This window comes from Pseudomonas chlororaphis subsp. chlororaphis (assembly GCF_003945765.1).
Lineage (GTDB): Bacteria > Pseudomonadota > Gammaproteobacteria > Pseudomonadales > Pseudomonadaceae > Aquipseudomonas > Aquipseudomonas chlororaphis.
In genome coordinates this window covers 1167294-1188272 of record NZ_CP027712.1, presented here as the reverse complement: position 1 = coordinate 1188272, position 20979 = coordinate 1167294, and the positions used below count along the sequence as shown (strand labels likewise).

The 20979-nt window shown below is 61.2% G+C and carries 20 protein-coding genes; 10 read left to right on the top strand and 10 right to left on the bottom strand.

The genetic code is table 11. The features are described from left to right. Window positions 1-134: 134 nt before the first annotated feature. Both C4K27_RS05265 and rlmF read left to right on the top strand, forming a co-directional pair. The gene (locus C4K27_RS05265) at window positions 135-2981 is read left to right on the top strand and encodes a valine--tRNA ligase (RefSeq protein ID WP_053259734.1); all 2847 of its coding nucleotides are present in this window, start codon (window positions 135-137) and stop codon (window positions 2979-2981) included. 215 nt (window positions 2982-3196) lie between these two features. Further along, window positions 3197-4222 carry a 23S rRNA (adenine(1618)-N(6))-methyltransferase RlmF gene (rlmF, locus tag C4K27_RS05260; protein ID WP_053259733.1) on the top strand — a complete coding sequence of 342 codons (1026 nt, stop codon included), beginning with the start codon at window positions 3197-3199 and terminating at the stop codon, window positions 4220-4222. Window positions 4223-4324: 102 nt separating this feature from the next. Here rlmF and C4K27_RS05255 read toward each other — a convergent pair whose 3' ends face one another. Beyond that, window positions 4325-4606 (bottom strand): HU family DNA-binding protein, encoded by a 282-nt coding sequence (locus C4K27_RS05255; RefSeq protein ID WP_007932138.1) that lies wholly within the window; start codon window positions 4604-4606, stop codon window positions 4325-4327. A 395-nt stretch (window positions 4607-5001) separates the two neighbouring features. Between C4K27_RS05255 and yejK the strand changes: the two genes are divergently transcribed. Further along, window positions 5002-6006 carry a nucleoid-associated protein YejK gene (gene yejK / locus C4K27_RS05250; RefSeq protein ID WP_007932136.1) on the top strand — a complete coding sequence of 335 codons (1005 nt, stop codon included), beginning with the start codon at window positions 5002-5004 and terminating at the stop codon, window positions 6004-6006. Further along, complete coding sequence (locus C4K27_RS05245; protein WP_009042296.1) at window positions 6006-6359, top strand: glutaredoxin family protein; 354 nt, start codon at window positions 6006-6008, stop codon at window positions 6357-6359. The genes yejK and C4K27_RS05245 overlap by 1 nt, the downstream gene beginning before the upstream one ends. Before the next feature lie 80 nt (window positions 6360-6439). On the opposite strand, the gene C4K27_RS05240 is transcribed toward C4K27_RS05245, so the two are convergent. Then, on the bottom strand, window positions 6440-7375 hold the full coding sequence (locus C4K27_RS05240; RefSeq protein WP_053259732.1) for a glutathione S-transferase family protein: 936 nt from the start codon (window positions 7373-7375) through the stop codon (window positions 6440-6442). Window positions 7376-7527: 152 nt separating this feature from the next. Between C4K27_RS05240 and C4K27_RS05235 the strand changes: the two genes are divergently transcribed. After that, window positions 7528-8949 (top strand): hypothetical protein, encoded by a 1422-nt coding sequence (locus C4K27_RS05235; RefSeq protein ID WP_053259731.1) that lies wholly within the window; start codon window positions 7528-7530, stop codon window positions 8947-8949. 19 nt (window positions 8950-8968) lie between these two features. Here C4K27_RS05235 and C4K27_RS05230 read toward each other — a convergent pair whose 3' ends face one another. The 4 genes from C4K27_RS05230 to C4K27_RS05215 form a co-directional block, all read right to left on the bottom strand. After that, window positions 8969-9283, bottom strand: a complete 315-nt coding sequence (locus C4K27_RS05230) for a GIY-YIG nuclease family protein (RefSeq protein ID WP_053259730.1) — start codon at window positions 9281-9283, stop codon at window positions 8969-8971. Window positions 9284-9334: 51 nt separating this feature from the next. Then, a complete protein-coding gene (locus C4K27_RS05225) occupies window positions 9335-9805 on the bottom strand; it encodes a nuclear transport factor 2 family protein (RefSeq protein ID WP_053259729.1) in 471 nt (156 codons plus the stop codon). Window positions 9806-9904: 99 nt separating this feature from the next. Next, on the bottom strand, window positions 9905-11224 hold the full coding sequence (locus C4K27_RS05220) for a CynX/NimT family MFS transporter (RefSeq protein WP_053259728.1): 1320 nt from the start codon (window positions 11222-11224) through the stop codon (window positions 9905-9907). Continuing rightward, window positions 11214-11873, bottom strand: a complete 660-nt coding sequence (locus C4K27_RS05215; protein ID WP_007932122.1) for a FadR/GntR family transcriptional regulator — start codon at window positions 11871-11873, stop codon at window positions 11214-11216. The genes C4K27_RS05220 and C4K27_RS05215 overlap by 11 nt, the downstream gene beginning before the upstream one ends. A 164-nt stretch (window positions 11874-12037) precedes the next feature. On the opposite strand from C4K27_RS05215, the gene C4K27_RS05210 reads away from it, so the two are divergent. Continuing rightward, window positions 12038-12349, top strand: coding sequence for a type II toxin-antitoxin system MqsR family toxin (locus tag C4K27_RS05210; protein WP_053259727.1), 312 nt, complete (start codon window positions 12038-12040; stop codon window positions 12347-12349). Next, a complete protein-coding gene (locus C4K27_RS05205) occupies window positions 12346-12819 on the top strand; it encodes a type II toxin-antitoxin system MqsA family antitoxin (protein ID WP_053259726.1) in 474 nt (157 codons plus the stop codon). The genes C4K27_RS05210 and C4K27_RS05205 overlap by 4 nt, the downstream gene beginning before the upstream one ends. Before the next feature lie 60 nt (window positions 12820-12879). Here the strand turns inward: C4K27_RS05205 and C4K27_RS05200 are convergent, their stop codons facing one another. From C4K27_RS05200 to C4K27_RS05185, 4 genes are all read right to left on the bottom strand, one after another. After that, window positions 12880-13644: an amino acid ABC transporter ATP-binding protein gene (locus C4K27_RS05200; protein WP_007932116.1), complete on the bottom strand. Its 765-nt coding sequence runs from the start codon at window positions 13642-13644 to the stop codon at window positions 12880-12882. 10 nt (window positions 13645-13654) lie between these two features. Continuing rightward, on the bottom strand, window positions 13655-14752 hold the full coding sequence (locus tag C4K27_RS05195) for an amino acid ABC transporter permease (RefSeq protein WP_053259725.1): 1098 nt from the start codon (window positions 14750-14752) through the stop codon (window positions 13655-13657). 10 nt (window positions 14753-14762) lie between these two features. Further along, window positions 14763-15944, bottom strand: a complete 1182-nt coding sequence (locus tag C4K27_RS05190) for an amino acid ABC transporter permease (RefSeq protein ID WP_053259724.1) — start codon at window positions 15942-15944, stop codon at window positions 14763-14765. 66 nt (window positions 15945-16010) lie between these two features. After that, window positions 16011-17042, bottom strand: a complete 1032-nt coding sequence (locus C4K27_RS05185; RefSeq protein ID WP_007932108.1) for an amino acid ABC transporter substrate-binding protein — start codon at window positions 17040-17042, stop codon at window positions 16011-16013. 467 nt (window positions 17043-17509) lie between these two features. Here C4K27_RS05185 and C4K27_RS05180 point away from each other — a divergent pair, with 467 nt between their 5' ends. The 3 genes from C4K27_RS05180 to C4K27_RS05170 all read left to right on the top strand — a co-directional run bounded on the left by C4K27_RS05180 (window position 17510) and on the right by C4K27_RS05170 (window position 20909). Beyond that, a complete protein-coding gene (locus C4K27_RS05180) occupies window positions 17510-18166 on the top strand; it encodes an alpha/beta hydrolase (protein WP_007932106.1) in 657 nt (218 codons plus the stop codon). Window positions 18167-18261: 95 nt separating this feature from the next. Beyond that, window positions 18262-19740, top strand: coding sequence for an ATP-dependent RNA helicase RhlB (gene rhlB, locus C4K27_RS05175; protein ID WP_053259723.1), 1479 nt, complete (start codon window positions 18262-18264; stop codon window positions 19738-19740). A 215-nt stretch (window positions 19741-19955) separates the two neighbouring features. After that, window positions 19956-20909 carry an ornithine cyclodeaminase family protein gene (locus C4K27_RS05170; RefSeq protein ID WP_053259722.1) on the top strand — a complete coding sequence of 318 codons (954 nt, stop codon included), beginning with the start codon at window positions 19956-19958 and terminating at the stop codon, window positions 20907-20909. The last annotated feature ends 70 nt before the right edge of the window (window positions 20910-20979 follow it).

Genomic DNA, 20979 nt, shown 5'->3' with positions numbered 1-20979 from the left:
CTGGCGGCAAGCAAAAACCCCGTTCAGTGGGCAACTTTCGCCCTCCCGCCGTCAGCCTGCTCTACGCGCATCGGCTCATCCCCGCTATACTTCCCGGCTTTTCCTGAATAAATGCCAATAGGGTCCCGCCGCGCATGGATAAGACCTACCAGCCGCACGCCATTGAAACTTCCTGGTACCAGACCTGGGAGTCAGAGAATTACTTCGCCCCGCAAGGCGCGGGCGACTCGTACACCATCATGATTCCGCCACCGAACGTCACTGGCAGCCTGCACATGGGCCATGGCTTCAACAACGCAATCATGGATGCCTTGATCCGCTTCCGCCGCATGCAGGGCCGCAACACCCTGTGGCAGCCGGGTACCGACCACGCCGGTATCGCCACCCAGATGCTGGTGGAGCGTCAGATCGAAGCCCAAGGCCAGAATCGCCACGATCTGGGCCGGGAAAAATTCCTCGAGAAAGTCTGGGAGTGGAAGGATCAGTCCGGCGGCAACATCAGCCGTCAGATCCGCCGCCTGGGCTCGTCCGTCGACTGGAGCCGCGAGCGCTTCACCATGGACGACGGCCTCTCCGAAGCCGTTAAAGAAGCCTTCGTGCGCCTGCACGAAGACGGCCTGATCTACCGCGGCAAGCGTCTGGTCAACTGGGACACCAAGCTGCACACCGCGATCTCCGACCTCGAAGTGGAAAACCACGACGAGAAAGGCTCGCTGTGGAACCTGCGCTACCCGCTGGCCGACGGCGCCAAGACCGCTGAAGGCCTGGACTACCTGATCGTTGCCACCACCCGTCCGGAAACCATGCTCGGCGACTCCGCCGTGGCCGTTAACCCGAACGATGAACGCTACAAGGCACTAATCGGCAAATTCGTCGAACTGCCGCTGGTGGGCCGCCGCATCCCGATCATCGGCGACGATTACTGCGACCCTGAATTCGGCACCGGCTGCGTGAAGATCACCCCGGCCCACGACTTCAACGACTATGAAGTCGGCAAGCGCCACAACCTGCCGCTGCTGAACATCTTCGACAAGAACGCCGAAGTGCTGCCGGCCGCCCAGGTGTTCAACCTGGACGGTACGCTGAACGAAAGCATCGACGGCAAGATCCCGGCCGAGTTCGCCGGTCTCAACCGCTTCCAGGCGCGCAAGGAAATCGTCGCTGCGTTCGACGCCGCCGGCCTGCTGGTCAGCGTCGACGACCACGCCCTGAAAGTGCCGAAAGGCGACCGCTCCGGCACCATCATCGAGCCGTGGCTGACCGACCAGTGGTACGTCTCCACCAAGCCCCTGGCCGAGCCGGCCATTGCCGCCGTGGAAGACGGCCGCATCGCCTTCGTGCCAAAACAGTACGAAAACATGTACTTCTCCTGGATGCGCGACATCCAGGACTGGTGCATCAGCCGCCAGCTGTGGTGGGGCCACCGCATCCCGGCCTGGTACGACGAGTCGGGCAAGGTCTATGTAGGCCGCGACGAAGCCGAGGTGCGCGCCAAGCACAACCTCGGGCCTGAGGTTGCACTGCAACAGGACAACGACGTCCTCGACACCTGGTTCAGTTCGGGCCTGTGGACCTTCTCCACCCTGGGCTGGCCGGAGCAGACCGAGTTCCTCAAGACCTTCCACCCGACCGACGTGCTGGTGACCGGTTTCGACATCATTTTCTTCTGGGTCGCCCGGATGATCATGCTCACCATGCACCTGGTGAAGAACGAAGACGGCACGCCGCAGGTTCCGTTCAAGACCGTGTACGTCCACGGCCTGGTACGCGACGGCCAGGGCCAGAAGATGTCCAAGTCCAAGGGCAACGTCCTTGACCCGCTGGACATCATCGACGGCATCGATCTGGAAACCCTGGTGCAGAAACGCACCACCGGCATGATGCAGCCGCAACTGGCGAAGAAGATCGAGAAGCAGACCCGCCAGGAGTTCGCCGACGGCATCGCCAGCTACGGCACCGACGCCCTGCGCTTCACCTTCTGCTCGCTGGCGTCCACCGGCCGCGACATCAAGTTCGATATGGGCCGCGTCGAAGGTTATCGCAACTTCTGCAACAAGATCTGGAACGCCGCGCGCTACGTGCTGGACAAGGGCGAAGACTGCGGTCAGAACGGCGAAGCCTACGAGCTGTCGCTGGCCGACCGCTGGATCATCTCCCAGTTGCAGCGCACCGAAGCCGAAGTGACCCGCCAGCTGGACCAGTTCCGCTTCGACCTGGCGGCCCAGGCGCTGTACGAGTTCATCTGGAACCAGTACTGCGACTGGTACCTGGAATTGTCCAAGCCGGTACTGTGGGACGAAAACGCGCCGGTCGAGCGCCAGCGCGGCACCCGCCGCACCCTGGTGCGCGTACTGGAAGTGGCGCTGCGCCTGGCCCACCCGTTCATGCCGTTCATCACCGAAGAAATCTGGCAGCGCCTGGCGCCGCTGGCCGGGGCCGAAGGCAAGACCATCATGCTGCAGCCTTGGCCGGTGGCCAATGAAGCACGCATCGACCAGGCCGCCGAAGACGACATCGAATGGCTCAAGGGCCTGATGCTCGGCACCCGTAACATCCGTGCCGAAATGAACATCGGCCCGGGCAAGCCACTGGCGTTGTTCTTGAAGAACGTCAGCGCCGAAGACCAGCGTCGCCTGAGCGAAAACGAGACCCTGCTGAAGAAGCTGGCCAAACTCGAATCGATCACCGTGCTGAAGGCCGGCGACGAAGCACCGCTGTCCGCCACCGCCCTGGTCGGCGAGATGGAAGTGCTGGTGCCGATGGCCGGGCTGATCGACAAGGGCGCGGAACTGGCGCGCCTGGACAAGGAAATCCAGCGTCTGCAAGGCGAAGTCCAGCGGGTCGGCGGCAAGCTGTCCAACGCCGCCTTCGTCGACAAGGCCCCGGCCGAAGTCATCGACAAGGAGCGCGCCAAACTGGCCGAGGCCGAACAGGCCCTGGGCAAGCTGGCCGAGCAGCACGCGCGGATTTCCAGCCTGTAACGGCGATCCGAGCGGTAAAAAAGGGAGCCCTGCAAGGGGCTCCCTTTTTTGTGCCCGGCCGAAAAGCTAATGCCTCTGCAGGAACGAGGCTTGCCTGCGAAGCGTTATTCCTGGCACACCGCGTTATCCTTGGCGGCTCCTACAGAGGCTACGTCGCCCGGGCAGATATGGGACAATGTGCGCCACTTTGAGCCATACCCGAACCGATTTCGCCCATGACTGCCCCCCGCCCTCCCAAAGCTTCGCGCACCAAGCCTCAACCTGCAGCTCCGGCCAAGGCCGTCGCGCCACGGGAAAAGGCCAGCCTGCACCCGCGCAATCGCCATCAAGGCCGCTATGACTTTCCCCAGTTGATCAAGAGCACCCCGGAGCTGGGGGCTTTCGTGATCATCAATCCTTATGGCAAGGAGAGCATCGACTTCGCCAACCCGGCGGCGGTGCGGGTGTTCAACCGGGCATTGCTCAAGGCGTTCTACGGCATCGCCCATTGGGATATTCCGACCGACTTCCTCTGCCCTCCGGTCCCCGGTCGTGCCGACTATGTGCATTTCCTGGCCGACCTGCTGGCCGAGCGTAACGAAGGCGTAATTCCCCGCGGCGCGGCGGTGCGGGTGCTGGACATCGGGGTCGGCGCCAACTGCATCTACCCGCTGATCGGCCACTGCGATTACCGCTGGCAGTTCCTCGGTTCCGACATCGACACCACCGCTCTCGCCGCCGCCAAGGCGATCGTCCAGGCCAACGCCCTGAACAAGGCCATCGGCCTGCGCCAGCAGAGCAACCGCAAGCAGATCCTGCTGGGGCTGCTGGAAAGCGACGAACGCTTCGACCTGACCCTGTGCAACCCGCCCTTCCATGCCTCCCTGGAGGAAGCCACGCGCGGCAGCCAGCGCAAATGGCGAGCGCTGGGCAAGGCCGATCCCAAGCGCAAGCTGCCGGTACTGAACTTTGGCGGCCAGGCGGCGGAATTGTGGTGCGAAGGTGGCGAAGCGCGCTTCGTGACCCAGTTGATCGGCGAAAGCGCCCAGGTGGCGCAACAGGTGCTGTGGTTCAGCACCCTGGTGTCGAAAGCCTCGAACCTGCCGGCGATTCAGGTCGCGCTGAAAAAAGCTGGAGCCCTGGAGAGCCAGGTGGTGGAAATGTCACAGGGGCAAAAACAGAGCCGCTTCGTCGCCTGGACCTTCAAGGACAAGGCACAGCAACAGGCCTGGCGCCAGGAGCGTTGGGTTCAAAAGGGATAGATACGAGGGGCAAAACGGCGATTTACCTTGCGTAAATCGTTGCGGCCTTAGAGCCTGAAAACCGTGCCCGGAAGCGTTCCGAGGCACGGTCTTACTGCAGTCTTACTTGTTGATCGAGTCGGTCAGGCCTTTAGCCACAACCAGCTTGATAACTTTCTTGGCAGCGATTTCGATGGCAGCGCCAGTCGATGGGTTACGGCCAGTACGGGCAGGACGCTCGGTCACTTTCAGTTTGCCGATACCTGGCAGAGTGATTTCGCCGCCATTTTCCAATTGATCAGCAACGATCTGGGCCAGTTGGTCCAGAGCGTTACGCGCGGTGGTTTTCGGCGCGTCGATAGCTTCAGCGATATCAGCGATCAGTTGGTCTTTAGTAATAGCCATTGTGGTGTTCCTTCCCTATCAAATTCATTTGGATTGCAGAGTGCAGTGTCAGCCATCGAGCCAGATCTTGTGGATCTGGCACCCCGGTCACAACCACGAAAGATCGGGGTTATAGATACCGAAATCAGGGTTTGGTTCGACCTGACAAATGCTGAATGCACGCTTAACGCCGAGACATCGCGTAAGACGGGGCAAAACTAGCACAGAGACGGGGAAATATCCGCCTCTACCTAGCCATTTGGTCAGCTTTATTGCTCTAAATCCGTAAAAAAATGCATAAGCTTGACCCAGGCCGCCTTCCACACCCTTCAAACAGCGCCAAAACCAGCGGGTGCGGTACACTGGGCACTTTTTCGGGGAGTCACGCCCTCTCCCGCCAACCAGCCGAGAAGCCCATGCCGATCCGCCATTGCATCGTCCACCTGATCGACAAAAAACCCGACGGCACACCCGCAGTTCTGCACGCCCGCGATTCCGAACTGGCTGAATCCGCGGCCATCGAGAACATGCTCGCCGATCTCAACGAAAGCTATAACGCCAAACAGGGCAAAGCCTGGGGTCTGTTCCACCCGGAGTCCGGCGCGTTTCCCTTCAGCGGCTGGCTGAAGGAATACCTTGATGGCGGCCAGGACTTCACCGCCTTCAGCCGAGTCGCGGTCGAGCACCTGCAAAAGCTGATGGAAGAATCCAACCTGTCGGTCGGCGGCCACGTGCTGTTCGCCCATTACCAGCAAGGCATGACCGACTACCTGGCCATCGCCTTGCTGCACCACAGCGAAGGCGTGGCGGTGACCGACGAGCTGGACGTGACCCCGTCGCGCCACCTGGACCTGGGCCAACTGCACCTGGCTGCGCGGATCAACGTCTCCGAATGGCAGAACAACAAACAGTCGAAACAGTACATCTCGTTCATCAAGGGCAAGAACGGCAAGAAAGTCTCGGAGTACTTCCGCGACTTCATCGGCTGCCAGGAAGGCGTCGACGGCCCGGGCGAGACCCGTACCCTGCTCAAGGCGTTCAGCGACTTCGTCGAAAGCGAAGACCTGCCGGAAGAATCCGCCCGGGAAAAGACCAAGGCCCTGGTGGACTACGCCAGCAGCCAGGCCAAGCTCGGCGAACCCGTGGGCCTGGAAGAACTCTCGGAGCTGATCGACGAGGACCGCCCCAAGGCGTTCTACGATCACATCCGCAACAAGGACTACGGCCTGTCGCCGGAAATCCCGGCGGATAAACGCACCCTCAACCAGTTCCGCCGCTTCACCGGCCGCGCCGAAGGCCTGTCCATCAGCTTCGAGGCGCACCTGCTGGGCTCGAAGATCGAGTATGACGAAGAAGCCGGGACCCTGATCATCAAGGGTCTGCCGACCCAACTGACCGATCAGCTCAAGCGCCGCAACTGATGCTGCAGGGCGTGCTGAAGAAATTCCTGCTGATCCTGCTGGTGGTCGTGGCGTACCAGAACTGGGGCAAGCTCGAGCACCTGTTCAACCCCTCGCAGGCCGCCTCGGAGCAGGTCCGGGCCAATGCCCGAGTGGTGCTCTACGCCACCGACTGGTGTGGCTACTGCAAGGCCACCCGGCGCTTTCTCGATCAGAAGGGCATTGCCTTTCGCGAGTTCGATATCGAGAAGGATGCCGAGGCGCGCAAGGCCTATACCGAGTTGGGCGGCGCCGGAATTCCGATCCTGGACGTCAATGGCACCTTGATCCGTACCTATGACCCCGACGGGATCATGGCGGCGTTGCAACGCTAAACGCATCGCGAGCAAGCTCGCTCCTACAAGGGCCGAACAACCTCTGTCGGAACGAGCTTGCTTGCGATAGACCTGCCGCCTTATAGCGCCTCGATACGGAACCCGAAACGCGGGAAGTGCACATGCACCAATCCGCCGCGTGGGTCTTCGCGGCGCAGGATCAGCTCCTCGCGCCCGGCAAATAGCAACTCCCCTTCCACCGGATCGACGCCATAGTCGGTCGCCGCGATCCGCACCTGCTGGCCAGCCTGGAAACCGTTCGGATCGATGAAGGCTTCATCCGGCAAGGCTGCCGGTGTAGCCCTGCGCGCCACTTCAAGTGCCTCTTCGGAAGTCATGGCACTCGAAGCACCATGACCGAACCCCAGTACCCGGGCCAGCCACGCCGACACCGCCGGATAGGCGTCCACCAGCGGCGCAGTCACCGGCGTGCCCTTGAGGAACCACAGGGGGTGGGCCATGGCAAAGTCGGCAATCGACGGCTCACCGAACAGGAAGTCGCCCTCCTCACGCTGCAACTGCAGCTCCAGGCGCGCCATGAGCGTCGGCCATTGATGCTTGGCCAACTCCAGCGGCACACGGGTAGAACTGCCGCCGCTGAACAGCCCGGCGCGGTCGGTCATGAAGGCCTTGACCGCTTCCGGCGGCAGATGGCCGAAACGCACGGCCGCCGACTCAGGCTGGAACACCAGGCTCACCGTATGCTGGAACACCACCGAATCGGCCCAGGCCGCGAAGGTCGCGCTGACCATTTCCCGACCTTCGGGAAACAGTGCCGGCGAGGCCTTTTCCTGCTCCAGCCGCCGGGCGATCAGCGCCGTGTCGCAATAGATATCGGCACCGACCTGCAACACCGGGGTCTTGCGATAACCACCCGTGAGCGCGGTGAGATCGGGTTTGGGCATCACCGGCGAGATCTTCACCGAGCGCCAGGACAAGCCCTTGAAGCCTAGCAACAGGCGGGCTTTTTCCGCGAAAGGCGAGGTCGGGTAATGATGCAGAATCAACTCTGACATGCTGGGGTCCACCGGATAAGTAGGAAGAACCAGCTTAGCGTGCAAAGACCGGGCAGCCTATATACCCTGTCCGATCATCATCCATCACCGACATTGATCGGGCACCGTGCTTCACCAGACCAGCCGCCTGAGCATGATAGGGAATCCAGCCTTTGGCCATTAAGAACATGAAACCCGTACTGGTGTACTACACCCGTTTTCTCTTTTTCTGCGTTAATAGGTTCCCGAGGCTTTTCACCCGCACATTCAGAAATCACTTCAGTCCATATTTGGGTAACCTATTTTTTCAAGTTTCGGATGCGGTCTCTTACCAAAGCGCTGGTATTCTTGATGGAAATGGCCGGTGGAGCTCAATAAATGTCATCTGCCCCATCACGCCTACCGAATTGACAGCCCTTATCGAATGGATTCAAAAAAAAGAATTCCTGCATGATAAAAACGATCCAGAGACTTCAACTCCCCATACTGAAGCGCCAGACTTTCCAATTAAACACTCCACCTATATCCCATTCAACGACACCTATCGCTTTCATGTAGACCGAATATCGGTAAGACCTGATGCGTTCAGGGACTGCACTATAACGCTTATCCAACTGACTAACAGCGTCAATTATTTATCTTTCGATTTCTCCTTCACACCCGATTCCAAAAAAAGACTATGTAAAGTAGACATTCTCGACCGAGTAGAGTACTTCCAATTTAGAACAATAAATCCCTTTTCAAAAAACTTTCGTATTAGTCGCTCAATCGACTATATACATGAACATTTGATCGAAGGGATCGGTGTTCTCGTAGATGACGCCCATCAAATCGTCGAGAAACTGCTCACCCCCCTGGGCATCAAGACAGGCGCACGAATCAAGATAACCACGGGCCAACTCAAGAGTGGGATAGATGTTCACTACATTGACTCCTACGACATTACCAACGAGCAAGATCACTATGCCCTGATCAGCTCATCAGGAGTTGGCTGCAGTTACTATAAAGACACCACAAGCGACGCCAGTTACATCTATGATCTCTGGTCCAACAAATTAAAAATGAACGCTTTTTTTGTCGACAACATAGATGACACTTACAATCTAACAGACCACTTAAGCTCCCACCTGTATCTTTCACTCATAAGGGAGATTGAACACAAATACGTTCAGTGTCGAGATGCGGTAAATCCTGTCCTTTCAACCATTACCCAGAACACTTCAGAAAGCCTAGGCTCTTTACTACAAGCAAGTATAGAAATTGGGCGCATCGAGGAAAAAATAGAGGCTATAACTCGACTCGCCGAACAGTACCATTATCGGGCTTTCCGAACCGAAGCAGAAAATGAACTGCAAAGCCTGACTGAGAAAGTCGAGTTACTGAAAAAACGTATCGCGCAACGAAAGTCACTCAGCAACGATCAGGTGCAATTTGAAAACCTGAAGTTCAATCGTTTCTACTCTTGGATCGTCGGCGGCCTGGCTCTTCTTCAAGTGGCCCTGGCGGCGATCACCATCGATTGGAGCCAAGCACTACAAAGTAACAACCCGGTTCTGAACAATCTGAAAGCCCTGCTGCGCTGGCTTCAGGGTTGAGCCCCCGACTCTGACAGGATCAGGTAGCCAAATCCCAACTGGCCACCAGGCACTCCTTGGCGCTTTTCCGGAGTTTCTTGATCAGCCGCTCCTGGCGCAGGGCTTCGCTCTTGTCGCGGCAGGCCTCGGTGTAGACCAGCGCGACGGCCGGGCTGGAGAGGAAGAAGCGCGCGCCCTTGCCGCTCTGGTGCTTGGCGAAACGCTTGACCGGGTCGTCGCTGATGCCGCAGTACAGGGCGCCGTTGGCGGCGCGCACCAGGTAGACAAACCAGGGTTTGCTCACCACAGAGACAGGCTCGGAATCGCTGGCGGGGGATGGGCTGGGGCGGGTCACGGTGATCGCGGCGTGTGGATAACAAGCCGCGATCTTACCAGAGGCGAAGATTCAGCGGCCGGCCTGGAAGGCTTTCAGGCCTTTGCGAGCCTGGGCGCGCACGGCGTTTTTCAGCAGCGGGGTCCAGCCGAGGATCAGGCCCTTGGTCCCCAGGGCCTGGCGGGCCCAGCGCCACATATTGAAATGATCGTGGTGCTCGCAGATCTTGCCGTCACGAAACACAAAACGCGCCTGGATATCGTTGACCACGGTATTGCCAGTCTGGCTGAATAGGTAAGTCGCCACCCAGTGGGCTTCGCCGCTGCGCTGGTCAGCGCGGACCTTGTCGAAGACCAGGGAGAAATCCTTGGCCCGGGTGGTGAGCATGCGCCACATGTCAGCGGCATCGCGGCCGCGCAGTTCGCCGAACGCCGGATCACTGAACAGCACATCCTCGGTGTAGCAGGCGGCCATGGCCTCGGCATCCAGGCGCTGGAAGGCGCTATAGAACTCAGTGATCAAGGCGCGGTGGGCGTCACTCATGAAACAGGCTCCGACTCGGGGAAAGATGCCTGCACGATAGTCTGCAAACCCGGGAAACACTATCGGCATTCGCCGCGCAAATACCGACAGTGGGACGGATCAGATTTTTTCGCTTTCGACCTGCACATAGAGCGAACGCCCGGCCCCCAGGCCGGCGACTATGGCCCCCAGGCCGATCACCGCGAAAATCCAGCCCAGGGCCGTCCAGCCACCGGTCCAGTCGTGCACCAGGCCGACCGCGAACGGCCCCATGGAGGCCAGGGTGTAGCCAAAGCCCTGGGCCATGCTCGACAGATTGGCCGCCACATGGGCGTCCTTCGAACGCAGGACTATCAGGGTCAGCGCCAGGCTGAAAGTACCGCCCTGCCCCACGCCCAGCAGGATCGCCCAGCCCCACAGGCCATCGAGCGGGGCATACAAGCAGCCGAACAGGCCGCCGAGGGTAAGCAGCATCACCACTACGATCGCCAGGCGCTGATCCTTGCCCCGCGTTGCCAGCCAGGGCGCGGCCAGCGAACTGGCGAGCTGGACGATCACCGAGCCGGACAGCACCAGCCCCGCCTGGGTCGGGCTCAGGCCGCGACCGATAAGGATCGACGGCAGCCAGCCGAATACGATGTAGGCCAACGAGGATTGCAGACCCATGTACAGCGTCACTTGCCAGGCCAGCGGGTCGCGCAGCAAGCCGCGCACCCGATAGGCCACATGGTGCGCGCCCTGCCGCTTGCCGACCTGGGGCAGCCAGAACAGCGCCGCTACCAGCGCCGGCAGCACCCAGAAGCCGAGGCCCAGCGCCCAGCTGTTATCGAAGTGCTGGCTCAAGGGCACGGTCGCCCCCGCGGCCATCGCCGCGCCCAGGCACAGGGCCATGGTGTAGACGCCGGTCATGGTGCCCGCGTGTTTGGCGAAGTCGCGCTTGACGATGCCCGGCAGCAACACCCCGATCACGCCGATGCTGGCACCACCTAGGATGCTGCCGGCGAACAGTCCGACGTCTCCCAGGGAACTACGCAGGATGATCCCGCCCGCCAGCGTCAGCAGGATGCCAAGCACCACGCGCTCGGCACCAAAGCGCCGCGCCAGCACCGGGGCCAGGGGGGCGAACAGGCCCAGGCACAGCACCGGCAAGGTGGTCAGCAGGCCGGCCTGGGCCGCCGACAGCCCGAGGCTGTGCGACACCTCGCTGAGCAGCGGTGCCATGCTCGACAGCGCCGGACGCAGGTTCAGCGCCACCAGGATCAGCCCCAGCAGCAACAGCCACGGGCGACTCGGCGCCGGGTGGCTCTGCTGGACCTCGGCATCGTCGGCTTCGGCGTCGATCAACAACTCTTCGAGCTCGGCCTCGCGTCGAGGGACAGCAATAGGTGGCGGGTTATTGGCCTGGTGGCTGGACATGGCGCTCTCAGTCTCAAGGTTCATTGATCAGCTGCCGGGAAATGGCCTTGGCCCGCTCCGGGTCGCGCTGCTCGACGGCGTCCAGCAGGTCGATGTGCAGATCGAACACCGCCTGGCGCCGGGGATGGATGTTCAGGGTCTGGCGCAGTTGCGCGCCGACCACGCTGGAGAAATAGCGGTACAGCTCGCTGAGGGTGGGGTTATGCGCGGCGTCCACCAGGCGCCCGTGAAACACCAGGTCGCAGGCGATATAGCTCTCCAGATCGCCGTGATAGTGATCGCCGCTGAGAGCCAGGGCTTCGCGCAACGCCAGCAGGTCCTGGTCGGTACGCCGCAGGGCCGCCAAGCCGATGGCCTCCGTCTCGATGATCTGCCGGGTTTCGCGCGCCTGCTCCAGGGAGCACTGGGACAGGGCCTTGAGGGTGTCCAGCGGATCGACCACCGCACGCAGGTAACTACCGTCGCCCTGGCGAATCTCCACCAGGCCGGAAAACGCCAGGACTCGCATGGCTTCGCGCACGGTATTGCGGCTGATGCCCAGCTCTGCCGCCAGCTCCGGCTCGGTCGGCAGGCGCTGGCCGATGCTCCATACACCGTCATTGATGCGCTGGCGCAGCTGTTCCAGGGCCTGATCGACCAGGGAACGTTTAATCAAAGGAGAATTTTCTGTCATGTGCCATCGCCTTTTCATCCAATCATCGGATGAATTTTTTTGGCATATTAGTCAGCTTCGCGTGGGTGAACAACAAAGCCGATGCATGCATGTAGCAAGCGGAAAGGAAATCCGATTGCCAAAAAACCCTTTAAGGGTAATTTAATCTCGACTCCAGGTGTCTTATGGAAAAGCACACACCTCATTACGACCTGTCGGTGATCAAGGCGGATGTCGCCCGGCTGGGGGCAGCCGCCTTTACCCGAACCGCCCTGGTCAGCGGCCGGCACCTCGGCCTGACCTGCCGGGACATGCAGCAGGTGATTGCCGGGCTGCTGGGGAAAATGCTCTACAAATCGACGACCAGCTATCTCGATCATCGAATCTGGCAGGACGTGTATTACACGCACATCGATTCCGTGGAGCTGTACATCAACGTCACTTACCGCCCCGGCGGCGGTCCCCCAGTGATCTCCTTCAAGGAGAAACACCCATGAAACAAAGACAATGCGTCAGCTGCGGTGCCCCGGCCGGCATGCAGCCGTTCGAGAACCGCAGCGAGCTGATCGATTACAAGCACCTGCTGCGGCAAATCGACGGCCTGGATGGCTGGGAGTGCCAGGCCTGTGGGGAAGTCGAATTCGACCCGGCCAGCGCCGAACGCTACGCCAGCGCCGGCGACCAATTGCTGGAAGATTGCCGGCAGTTCATGGCCAGCGAGATGAAACGCATCCGCCGCAAGCTGCACCTCTCGCAGAAGGATGCGGTAAAGCTGCTCTCCGGCGGCGGGCACAACGCCTTCTCCCGCTACGAACGCGGCGAGGTCGCCCCGCCCCAGCCGCTGTTCATGTTGATGCGCCTGCTCGATCGTCATCCGCAACTGATGGCCGACGTGCAGGCACTCAGCGAACAACAAGCGCCCGCGGCCGACAACGATCCGCACCAGGCACGCGTCGCGACGTCGTGAAATCCCAGGCAAAAATAAACCCGGCGCCAGGCCGGGTTCATTTTCAAGACGGTACCTGGATCAGTGCAGAATCTGGCTCAGGAACAGCTTGGTCCGCTCGTTCTGCGGGTTGTCGAAGAAGTCGTTAGGCGCGGCCTGTTCGACGATTTCACCCTTGTCCATGAAGATCACCCGGTTGGCCACGGTGCGCGCGAAGCCCATTTCGTGGGTCACGCAGAGCATGGTCATGCCGTCTTCGGCCAGGCCGATCATGGTGTCCAGAACCTCTTTCACCATTTCCGGGTCGAGGGCCGACGTCGGCTCGTCGAACAGCATGATCTTCGGCTTCATGCACAGCGCCCGGGCAATCGCCACGCGCTGCTGCTGACCGCCGGAGAGCTGGCCCGGGTACTTGTTCGCCTGCTCCGGAATGCGTACGCGCTCCAGGTAATGCATGGCGATTTCCTCGGCCTTGCGCTTGGGCATCTTGCGCACCCACATCGGCGCCAGGGTGCAGTTCTGCAGGATGGTCAGGTGCGGGAACAGGTTGAAGTGCTGGAACACCATGCCGACTTCACGACGGATCGCCTCGATCTGCTTGAGGTCGTTGGTCAGCTCCACGCCATCGACCACGATGCGGCCCTGCTGGTGTTCTTCCAGGCGGTTCAGGCAGCGGATGGTGGTGGACTTGCCCGAGCCCGAAGGCCCGCACAGGACGATACGCTCGCCCTGCTTGACGTTGAGGTTGATGTCCTTGAGCACGTGGAACTGGCCGTACCACTTGTTCACGCCCTGCATCTGAATAATGCCTTCAGGGCTCACAGGCTTTTTGATCGCTTCACTCATGGAGATACTCCTAACGCTTGTGGCCTGTGTCCAACTTACGCTCCAGATGCATGGAGTAGCGGGACATACCAAAACAGAAAATCCAGAACACCAGGGCCGCGAAGACATAGCCTTCGGTGGCCATGCCCAGCCATTTCGGGTCGGCGGCGGCTTGTTTCACGCTGTTGAGCAGGTCGAACAGGCCGATGATGATCACCAGGCTAGTGTCCTTGAACAGGGCGATGAAGGTGTTGACGATGCCGGGGATCACCAGCTTCAGGGCTTGCGGCAGGATTACCAGGCCCATGCTGCGCCAGTAGCCCAGGCCCATGGCCGCGGCCGCTTCGTACTGTCCCTTGGGAATCGCCTGCAACCCGCCGCGCACCACTTCGGCGATATAGGCCGACTGGAACAGGATCACCCCGATCAGCGCCCGCAGCAGCTTGTCGAAGTTCATGCCTTCGGGCAGGAACAGCGGCAGCATTACCGAGGACATGAACAGCACGGTGATCAACGGCACGCCACGCCAGAACTCGATGAAGGTCACGCAGACCACACGAATCGCCGGCATGTTCGAGCGTCGCCCCAAGGCCAGCACGATGCCCAGCGGCAAGGCGCCGGCGATGCCGACGGTGGCGATCACCAGGGTCAGCATCAGGCCGCCCCACTGGCTGGTGGCGACGTTGACCATGCCAAACAGACCGCCATGCAGCAGGAAGTAGGCAATGATCGGGTACAGCACCAGGAAGCTCAGGCCATAAATGGCCTTGTGCGGAACCCGGGCGATGAACAAGGGCGCCACGCCAATCACCGCCAGCCACACGGTCAGGTCCACGCGCCAGCGCAGGTCCGCCGGGTAGTAGCCGTACATGAACTGGCCGAAGCGCTGCTGGATGAACACCCAGCAGGCGCCCTCCTTGGTGCAGTCGGCACGGGTAGTGCCCACCCAGTTGGCGTCGAAAATCGCCCAGCTGAGGATCGGCGGCACCACCAGGTAGATCAGGTAGAAGGCAAACAGGGTCAGCAGGGTGTTGATCCAGCTGGAGAACATGTGTGCCCGCATCCACGCCACGATCCCGATGCTGCTGCTCGGCGGTGGCATGTCGGGTTTGAAAGTATGAGTGCTCATGCGCGTTTCCTCACCGCTCGATCAGCGCAATGCGCTTGTTGTACCAGTTCATCAGCAAGGAAATGCTGATGCTGATCGCCAGGTACACGCTCATGGTGATGGCAATGACTTCGATGGCCTGGCCGGTCTGGTTGAGCACGGTACCGGCGAACAGCGAAACCATTTCCGGATAACCGATACCCGCCGCCAGGGATGAGTTCTTCGCCAGGTTCAGGTATTGGCTGGTCAGTGGCGGAATGATCACCCGCAGGGCTTGCGGGATGATCACCTTGCGCAGGGTCGGGCCGTTGCGCAGGCCGAGGGAACGGGCCGCCTCGGTCTGGCCGTGGCTCACCGACTTGATCCCCGAACGCACGATCTCGGCGATGAACGCCGCGGTGTAGACGGTCAGGGCTAGGGTCAGGGCCAGCAGTTCCGGGATCAGCACCCAGCCACCGACGAAGTTGAAGCCCTTGAGCTCGGGCATTTCCCAGTGCAGCGGGGCGCCGAACACCAGCATGCACAGTGCCGGGATCACCAGGAACAGCGCCAGGCCGGTCCAGAACTTGTGGAACGGTACGCCGGTGTCTTCGAAGCGCTTGTTGGCCCAGCGGCACATCAGCACGATGGCGACAATCGCCACCACCAGGCTGATCACGAACGGCCAGAAGCCGTCGGCCACCAGGGCCGCCGGCATGTTCAGGCCCCGGCTGCTGACGAAGAAGGTGTCGCCGAAGTTGTGGCTGTTGCGCGGCCCCGGCATGGTCAGGAACACCGCGAAATACCAGAACAGGATTTGCAGCAGCGGCGGAATGTTGCGGAACACTTCCACATACACGGTCGCCAGTTTGCTGATGATCCAGTTCTGCGACAGGCGCGCCACACCGATGATGAAACCGAGGATGGTCGCCAGGATCACGCCGATGAACGTCACCAGCAGGGTGTTGAGCAGGCCGATCACGAACACCCGGGCATAGCTGTCCGCTTCGGTGTAGGAGATCAGGTGCTGAGCGATGCCGAAGCCGGCGCTGCGCTCGAGAAAGTCGAAGCCGGAGGTAATCCCCCGGTGCTGAAGGTTGGTTTGCGTGTTATCGAACAAGTACCAGCCAAGCGAGATCACGGCCACGACGGTGATGATCTGGAATAGCCACGCACGCACTCGTGGATCGCTGAGACTGAGCCTCTGCTTAGGTGCGCCGATTGAGTTTTGCATGAAGTGCCCCGGAAATAATGGAACAAGAACATCACCCGGCGGTTGGCCCGCCGGGCGATAGAACCATCAGCGCACTGGTGGTGCGTATTGAATGCCGCCGTTGTTCCATAGCGCGTTCAGGCCGCGATCGATCTCCAGCGGAGTGCTCTTGCCGAGGTTCTTCTCGAACACTTCGCCGTAGTTGCCGACTTGCTTGACGATCTGTACCACCCAGTCCTTGCGCAGCTTCAGGTCCTTGCCGTATTCGCCGTCGGCACCCAGCAGACGCGCAACGTCAGGGTTCTTGGTGGACTTGGCTTCAGCTTCGACGTTCTTCGAGGTGATGCCGGCCTCTTCGGCGTTGAGCATGGCGTAGCCCGTCCAGCGGATGATGGCCAGCCACTCGTCGTCGCCGTTACGCACGACCGGGCCCAGCGGTTCCTTGGAAATGGTTTCCGGCAGAACCACATAGTCCTTCGGCGAAGCCAGCTTGCTGCGCTGGGCGAACAGCTGGGACTTGTCGGAGGTCAGCACGTCGCAACGCCCGGACTCCAGCGACTTGGCGCTTTCATCGGAGGTGTCGAAGGTGATCGGGGTGTATTTCAGGCCGTTGCCGCGGAAGTAGTCGGACACGTTCAGCTCGGTGGTGGTGCCGGCCTGGATGCAGATGGTCGCGCCGTCCAGTTCCTTGGCGCTCTTGACGCCCAGCTTGTTGTTCACCAGGAAACCGATGCCGTCGTAGTAGGTGATGAAGCCCGGGAATTTCAGGCCCATGCCCGCGTCGCGGGAACTGGTCATGGTGGTGTTGCGCGACAGGATGTCGATTTCGCCCGATTGCAGCGCGGTGAAACGCTCCTTGGCGTTCAACTGGCTGAATTTCACTTTGGTCGCGTCGCCGAATACCGCGGCGGCCACGGCGCGGCAGATATCGGCGTCGATGCCGAGGATCTTGCCGGTGGCGTCCGGTACCGAGAAGCCCGGCAGACCGTCGCTCACACCGCACTGCACAAAGCCTTTCTTCTGCACCGCATCCAGGGTCGCACCCGCCTGCGCGAAGCCGCTCATACCCAGTACCGCGGCGGCCGTGACCACAGCCAGGGTGGATTTCAACATCTTCATTCAAACCTCCAGTTTTGCTCTTGTTGTGTCGGAGCTTGAGTCCTGCCGCACCCTTATGAGGCACTGTTGACCCGTGTTGGCTTTTTATAGGGTCAAGCGGCGTAGGACTTTAGCTATGAGTCTAGTAGGAGAAAATCCATTTAAGAGAAAACCCATACTCACCAAGCGACCGAACGGGCTGTAGCCCTTGCATGTTCGCGAAGCCCGTAGCGGCCACTGGCGAACGTCCATCATCGGATCTTTGCTATCCCACACCCGCCAGTAGCCTGATAGTGTTACCGGCAGGGTGAACGCAATCACTTCACGCAACGGCTATAGCAAAGCCCATACCAGAGTGCCGGCTAAAGCGGTTCAGCCCGGGGTCAAGAGCAAAACTTGCAGCCTTGCGACATCTTCTTCACTGATCAACCGACCGCGCACCTCGATCACGCCCCGCTTGGGCGCGTGCGCACATATTTGGAGCAACCATGACCGAGCCCTTGATTCTTCAGCCCAGCAAGCCCGTCGACGCCTGTGTGATCTGGCTCCATGGCCTGGGCGCCGACCGCTACGACTTCCTGCCGGTGGCCGAAGCGCTGCAGGAAAGCCTGTTGACCACCCGCTTCGTCCTGCCCCAGGCACCGACCCGCGCCGTGACCATCAATGGCGGTTATGCCATGCCCAGCTGGTACGACATTCTGGCCATGAGCCCGGCGCGCGCGATCAACCGCGAACAGCTGGACGAGTCGGCCAAACGCCTGACCGACCTGATCGAAGAACAGCGCGCCAGCGGAATAGACCCTTCGCGGATTTTCCTCGCCGGTTTTTCCCAGGGTGGCGCGGTTGTCCTGCACACCGCCTTCCTTAAATGGCAGGGCCCGCTGGGTGGCGTGCTTGCCCTCTCCACCTATGCCCCGACCTTCAGCGATGAACTGGAACTGTCGGCCAGCCAGCAGCGGATTCCGACCCTGTGCCTGCACGGCCAGTACGACGAAGTGGTACAGAACGCCATGGGTCGCACCGCCTACGAGTACCTGAAACACCATGGTGTCACCGTGACATGGCAGGAATACCCAATGGGCCACGAAGTGTTACCCGAAGAAATTCGCGATATCGGCGCCTGGCTCGGCGAGCGTTTGCGCTGAATCGATAAGTTAGGTAGCCCGTTGAGCAATCCACTACGCCGCGCCCGATTCTTGCATTACACTGCCCGGCGTACATTCCTTAACCAATTGATGAGATGACCGTGCTCAAAGCACTCAAGAAAATCTTCGGTAAAAGCGAGGCTGAGCAGCTCGCGCCAGGCTCCAGCCCATCTTCCTCCAGCCCCAGCAGCCGTACCGACGGCCATCAGCCGGAACGGACCGCGCCCGCCTCCATGGCCAGGCAAGAGCCGGTGGCCCCAGCCGCCCCGACGGCCCAGACCGCGCCGCGCAGCGACAAGCCCAAGGCCGAGCAGCCGCGCCGCCCACGCGCGCCGAAACCACCGGTAAGCACCTGGAAACTGGAAGACTTCGTCGTCGAACCGCAGGAAGGCAAGACCCGTTTCCACGACTTCAAACTCGCGCCGGAACTGATGCACGCGATCCACGACCTGAGTTTCCCCTACTGCACGCCGATCCAGGCGCAGGTACTGGGGTTCACCCTGGCCGGCAAAGACGCCATCGGCCGCGCCCAGACCGGTACCGGCAAGACCGCCGCGTTCCTGATCTCGATCATCACCCAGCTGCTGCAGACCCCACCGCCGAAAGAGCGCTACATGGGCGAGCCGCGGGCGCTGATCATCGCGCCGACCCGCGAACTGGTGGTACAGATCGCCAAGGATGCGGCCAGCCTGACCAAATACACCGGTCTCAACGTGATGACCTTTGTCGGCGGCATGGACTTCGACAAACAGCTCAAGCACCTCGAAGCCCGGCATTGCGACATTCTGGTGGCCACCCCGGGCCGCCTGCTGGACTTCAACCAGCGCGGCGACGTGCACCTGGACATGGTCGAAGTGATGGTGCTGGACGAAGCCGACCGCATGCTCGACATGGGCTTCATCCCCCAGGTACGCCAGATCATTCGCCAGACCCCGCCGAAAAGCGAACGCCAGACCCTGCTGTTCTCCGCCACCTTCACCGACGACGTGATGAACCTGGCCAAGCAGTGGACCACCGACCCGGCGATCGTCGAGATCGAAGCCGAGAACGTGGCCAACGCCAACGTCGAACAGCATATCTACGCGGTGGCCGGCGCCGACAAGTACAAGCTGCTGTACAACCTGGTCAACGACAACGGCTGGGAACGGGTCATGGTCTTCGCCAACCGCAAGGATGAAGTGCGGCGCATCGAGGAACGCCTGGTACGCGACGGCGTGAACGCCGCCCAGCTGTCCGGCGACGTGCCGCAGCACAAGCGCATCAAGACCCTGGAAGGCTTCCGCGAAGGCAAGATCCGCGTACTGGTGGCCACCGATGTCGCCGGGCGTGGCATTCACATCGACGGCATCAGCCACGTGATCAACTTCACCCTGCCGGAAGTGCCGGACGACTACGTGCACCGTATCGGCCGCACTGGCCGGGCGGGCGCCGACGGCGTGTCCATCAGCTTCGCCGGCGAGGACGACTCCTATCAGTTGCCGTCGATCGAGGCGCTGCTGGGTCGCAAGATCAGCTGCGAAATGCCGCCGACCGAGCTGCTGCGCCCCGTGGAACGCAAACGCCCGAAAGCCTGAGCAGCATCGTTGTAGGAGCGAAGCTTGCTCGCGATGAACGATAACGCACGGTGTCAGCAATGACGCCTCGCGGGCAAGCCTCGCTCCTACAGATACAAGCCTGCTCGCAAAAAACGCAGCCCGACCACGGGCTGCGTTTTTTTTCGCCTGGATATTGCTCGGCAAAACTAAAAGTCCATAATGGACAAATTAGTTTATTTCTTGGGAGCACCCGCATGTCCAGCACGCATTGCGTGATTACCCAGCCTCAAGCCCGCCAGTTGCTGGCGCAGGTCGACGTGCCGCAGGTTTTGCGCAAGCTGTTCCACGACCTGGCCGCCGGGCTTGCCGTGCAGCCGGCGCAGCAACTGGTGGAGTTTCCCCAGGGCGCCGGGGACTTTATCAATTACCTGGGCGTGCTGGCCGAAGACCGGGTCTACGGGGTCAAGACCTCGCCCTATATCGTCCGCGCCGAAGGTCCGCTGGTCACCGCCTGGACCCTGCTGATGTCCATGGACAGCGGCCAGCCGCTGCTGCTCTGTGACGCTGGCGAACTGACCACCGCGCGCACCGCGGCCACCACCGCCGTGGCCGTCGACGCCCTGGCGCCGGCCGACGCCAGGCACCTGGCGATCATTGGCAGCGGCCCCGTGGCCCAGGCCCACCTGCATTACGTGCAAGCCCTGCGCGAGTGGCAATCCATCCGCCTGTACTCCCCTGGCCTGGCCGGAAAATCCGCCGAGGACATCGCGCGCCTGAAGGCCCTCGACCCGCGCCTGCAGGTCGCCAGCCAGCTCGATGACGCCCTGCAGGACGCCGACGTCATCATGCTCTGCACCTCCTCCGCCGGCCCGGTGATCGACCCGCGCACCTTGCGCAAACCGGCGCTGATCACCTCCATCAGCACCAACGCGCCACGGGCCCATGAAGTGCCGCCCGCCGCGCTGAAGGACATGCAGGTGTATTGCGACTATCGTCAGACCACCCCCGGCTCGGCCGGCGAGATGCTGATCGCCGGCGAACGGCATGGCTGGGACAAGGCGGCGATTCTCGGCGACCTGCCCGAACTGCTCAGCGACCTGGCGCAACGACCGGAGCCGGGGCGCCACGTGTTCTTCCGCTCCATCGGCCTGGGCCTGGAAGACATCGCCCTGGCCAATGCGCTGTACCGCTTGCAGTGCACTCACTAAATACCAATGGAACACCAGCTGGCTCGCGATCGACGGCCCCGAGCGAACCACGGTGACAGGCTCAGGATCG

Bases quoted from the DNA above. Each gene is read 5' to 3' on its own strand.
- C4K27_RS05265 (WP_053259734.1), top strand. From the start codon at position 135: ATGGATAAGACCTACCAGCCGCACGCCATTGAAACTTCCTGGTACCAG.
- rlmF (WP_053259733.1), top strand. From the start codon at position 3,197: ATGACTGCCCCCCGCCCTCCCAAAGCTTCGCGCACCAAGCCTCAACCT.
- C4K27_RS05255 (WP_007932138.1), bottom strand. From the start codon at position 4,606: ATGGCTATTACTAAAGACCAACTGATCGCTGATATCGCTGAAGCTATC.
- yejK (WP_007932136.1), top strand. From the start codon at position 5,002: ATGCCGATCCGCCATTGCATCGTCCACCTGATCGACAAAAAACCCGAC.
- C4K27_RS05245 (WP_009042296.1), top strand. From the start codon at position 6,006: ATGCTGCAGGGCGTGCTGAAGAAATTCCTGCTGATCCTGCTGGTGGTC.
- C4K27_RS05240 (WP_053259732.1), bottom strand. From the start codon at position 7,375: ATGTCAGAGTTGATTCTGCATCATTACCCGACCTCGCCTTTCGCGGAA.
- C4K27_RS05225 (WP_053259729.1), bottom strand. From the start codon at position 9,805: ATGAGTGACGCCCACCGCGCCTTGATCACTGAGTTCTATAGCGCCTTC.
- C4K27_RS05220 (WP_053259728.1), bottom strand. From the start codon at position 11,224: ATGAACCTTGAGACTGAGAGCGCCATGTCCAGCCACCAGGCCAATAAC.
- C4K27_RS05215 (WP_007932122.1), bottom strand. From the start codon at position 11,873: ATGACAGAAAATTCTCCTTTGATTAAACGTTCCCTGGTCGATCAGGCC.
- C4K27_RS05210 (WP_053259727.1), top strand. From the start codon at position 12,038: ATGGAAAAGCACACACCTCATTACGACCTGTCGGTGATCAAGGCGGAT.
- C4K27_RS05205 (WP_053259726.1), top strand. From the start codon at position 12,346: ATGAAACAAAGACAATGCGTCAGCTGCGGTGCCCCGGCCGGCATGCAG.
- C4K27_RS05200 (WP_007932116.1), bottom strand. From the start codon at position 13,644: ATGAGTGAAGCGATCAAAAAGCCTGTGAGCCCTGAAGGCATTATTCAG.
- C4K27_RS05195 (WP_053259725.1), bottom strand. From the start codon at position 14,752: ATGAGCACTCATACTTTCAAACCCGACATGCCACCGCCGAGCAGCAGC.
- C4K27_RS05190 (WP_053259724.1), bottom strand. From the start codon at position 15,944: ATGCAAAACTCAATCGGCGCACCTAAGCAGAGGCTCAGTCTCAGCGAT.
- C4K27_RS05185 (WP_007932108.1), bottom strand. From the start codon at position 17,042: ATGAAGATGTTGAAATCCACCCTGGCTGTGGTCACGGCCGCCGCGGTA.
- C4K27_RS05180 (WP_007932106.1), top strand. From the start codon at position 17,510: ATGACCGAGCCCTTGATTCTTCAGCCCAGCAAGCCCGTCGACGCCTGT.
- rhlB (WP_053259723.1), top strand. From the start codon at position 18,262: ATGACCGTGCTCAAAGCACTCAAGAAAATCTTCGGTAAAAGCGAGGCT.
- C4K27_RS05170 (WP_053259722.1), top strand. From the start codon at position 19,956: ATGTCCAGCACGCATTGCGTGATTACCCAGCCTCAAGCCCGCCAGTTG.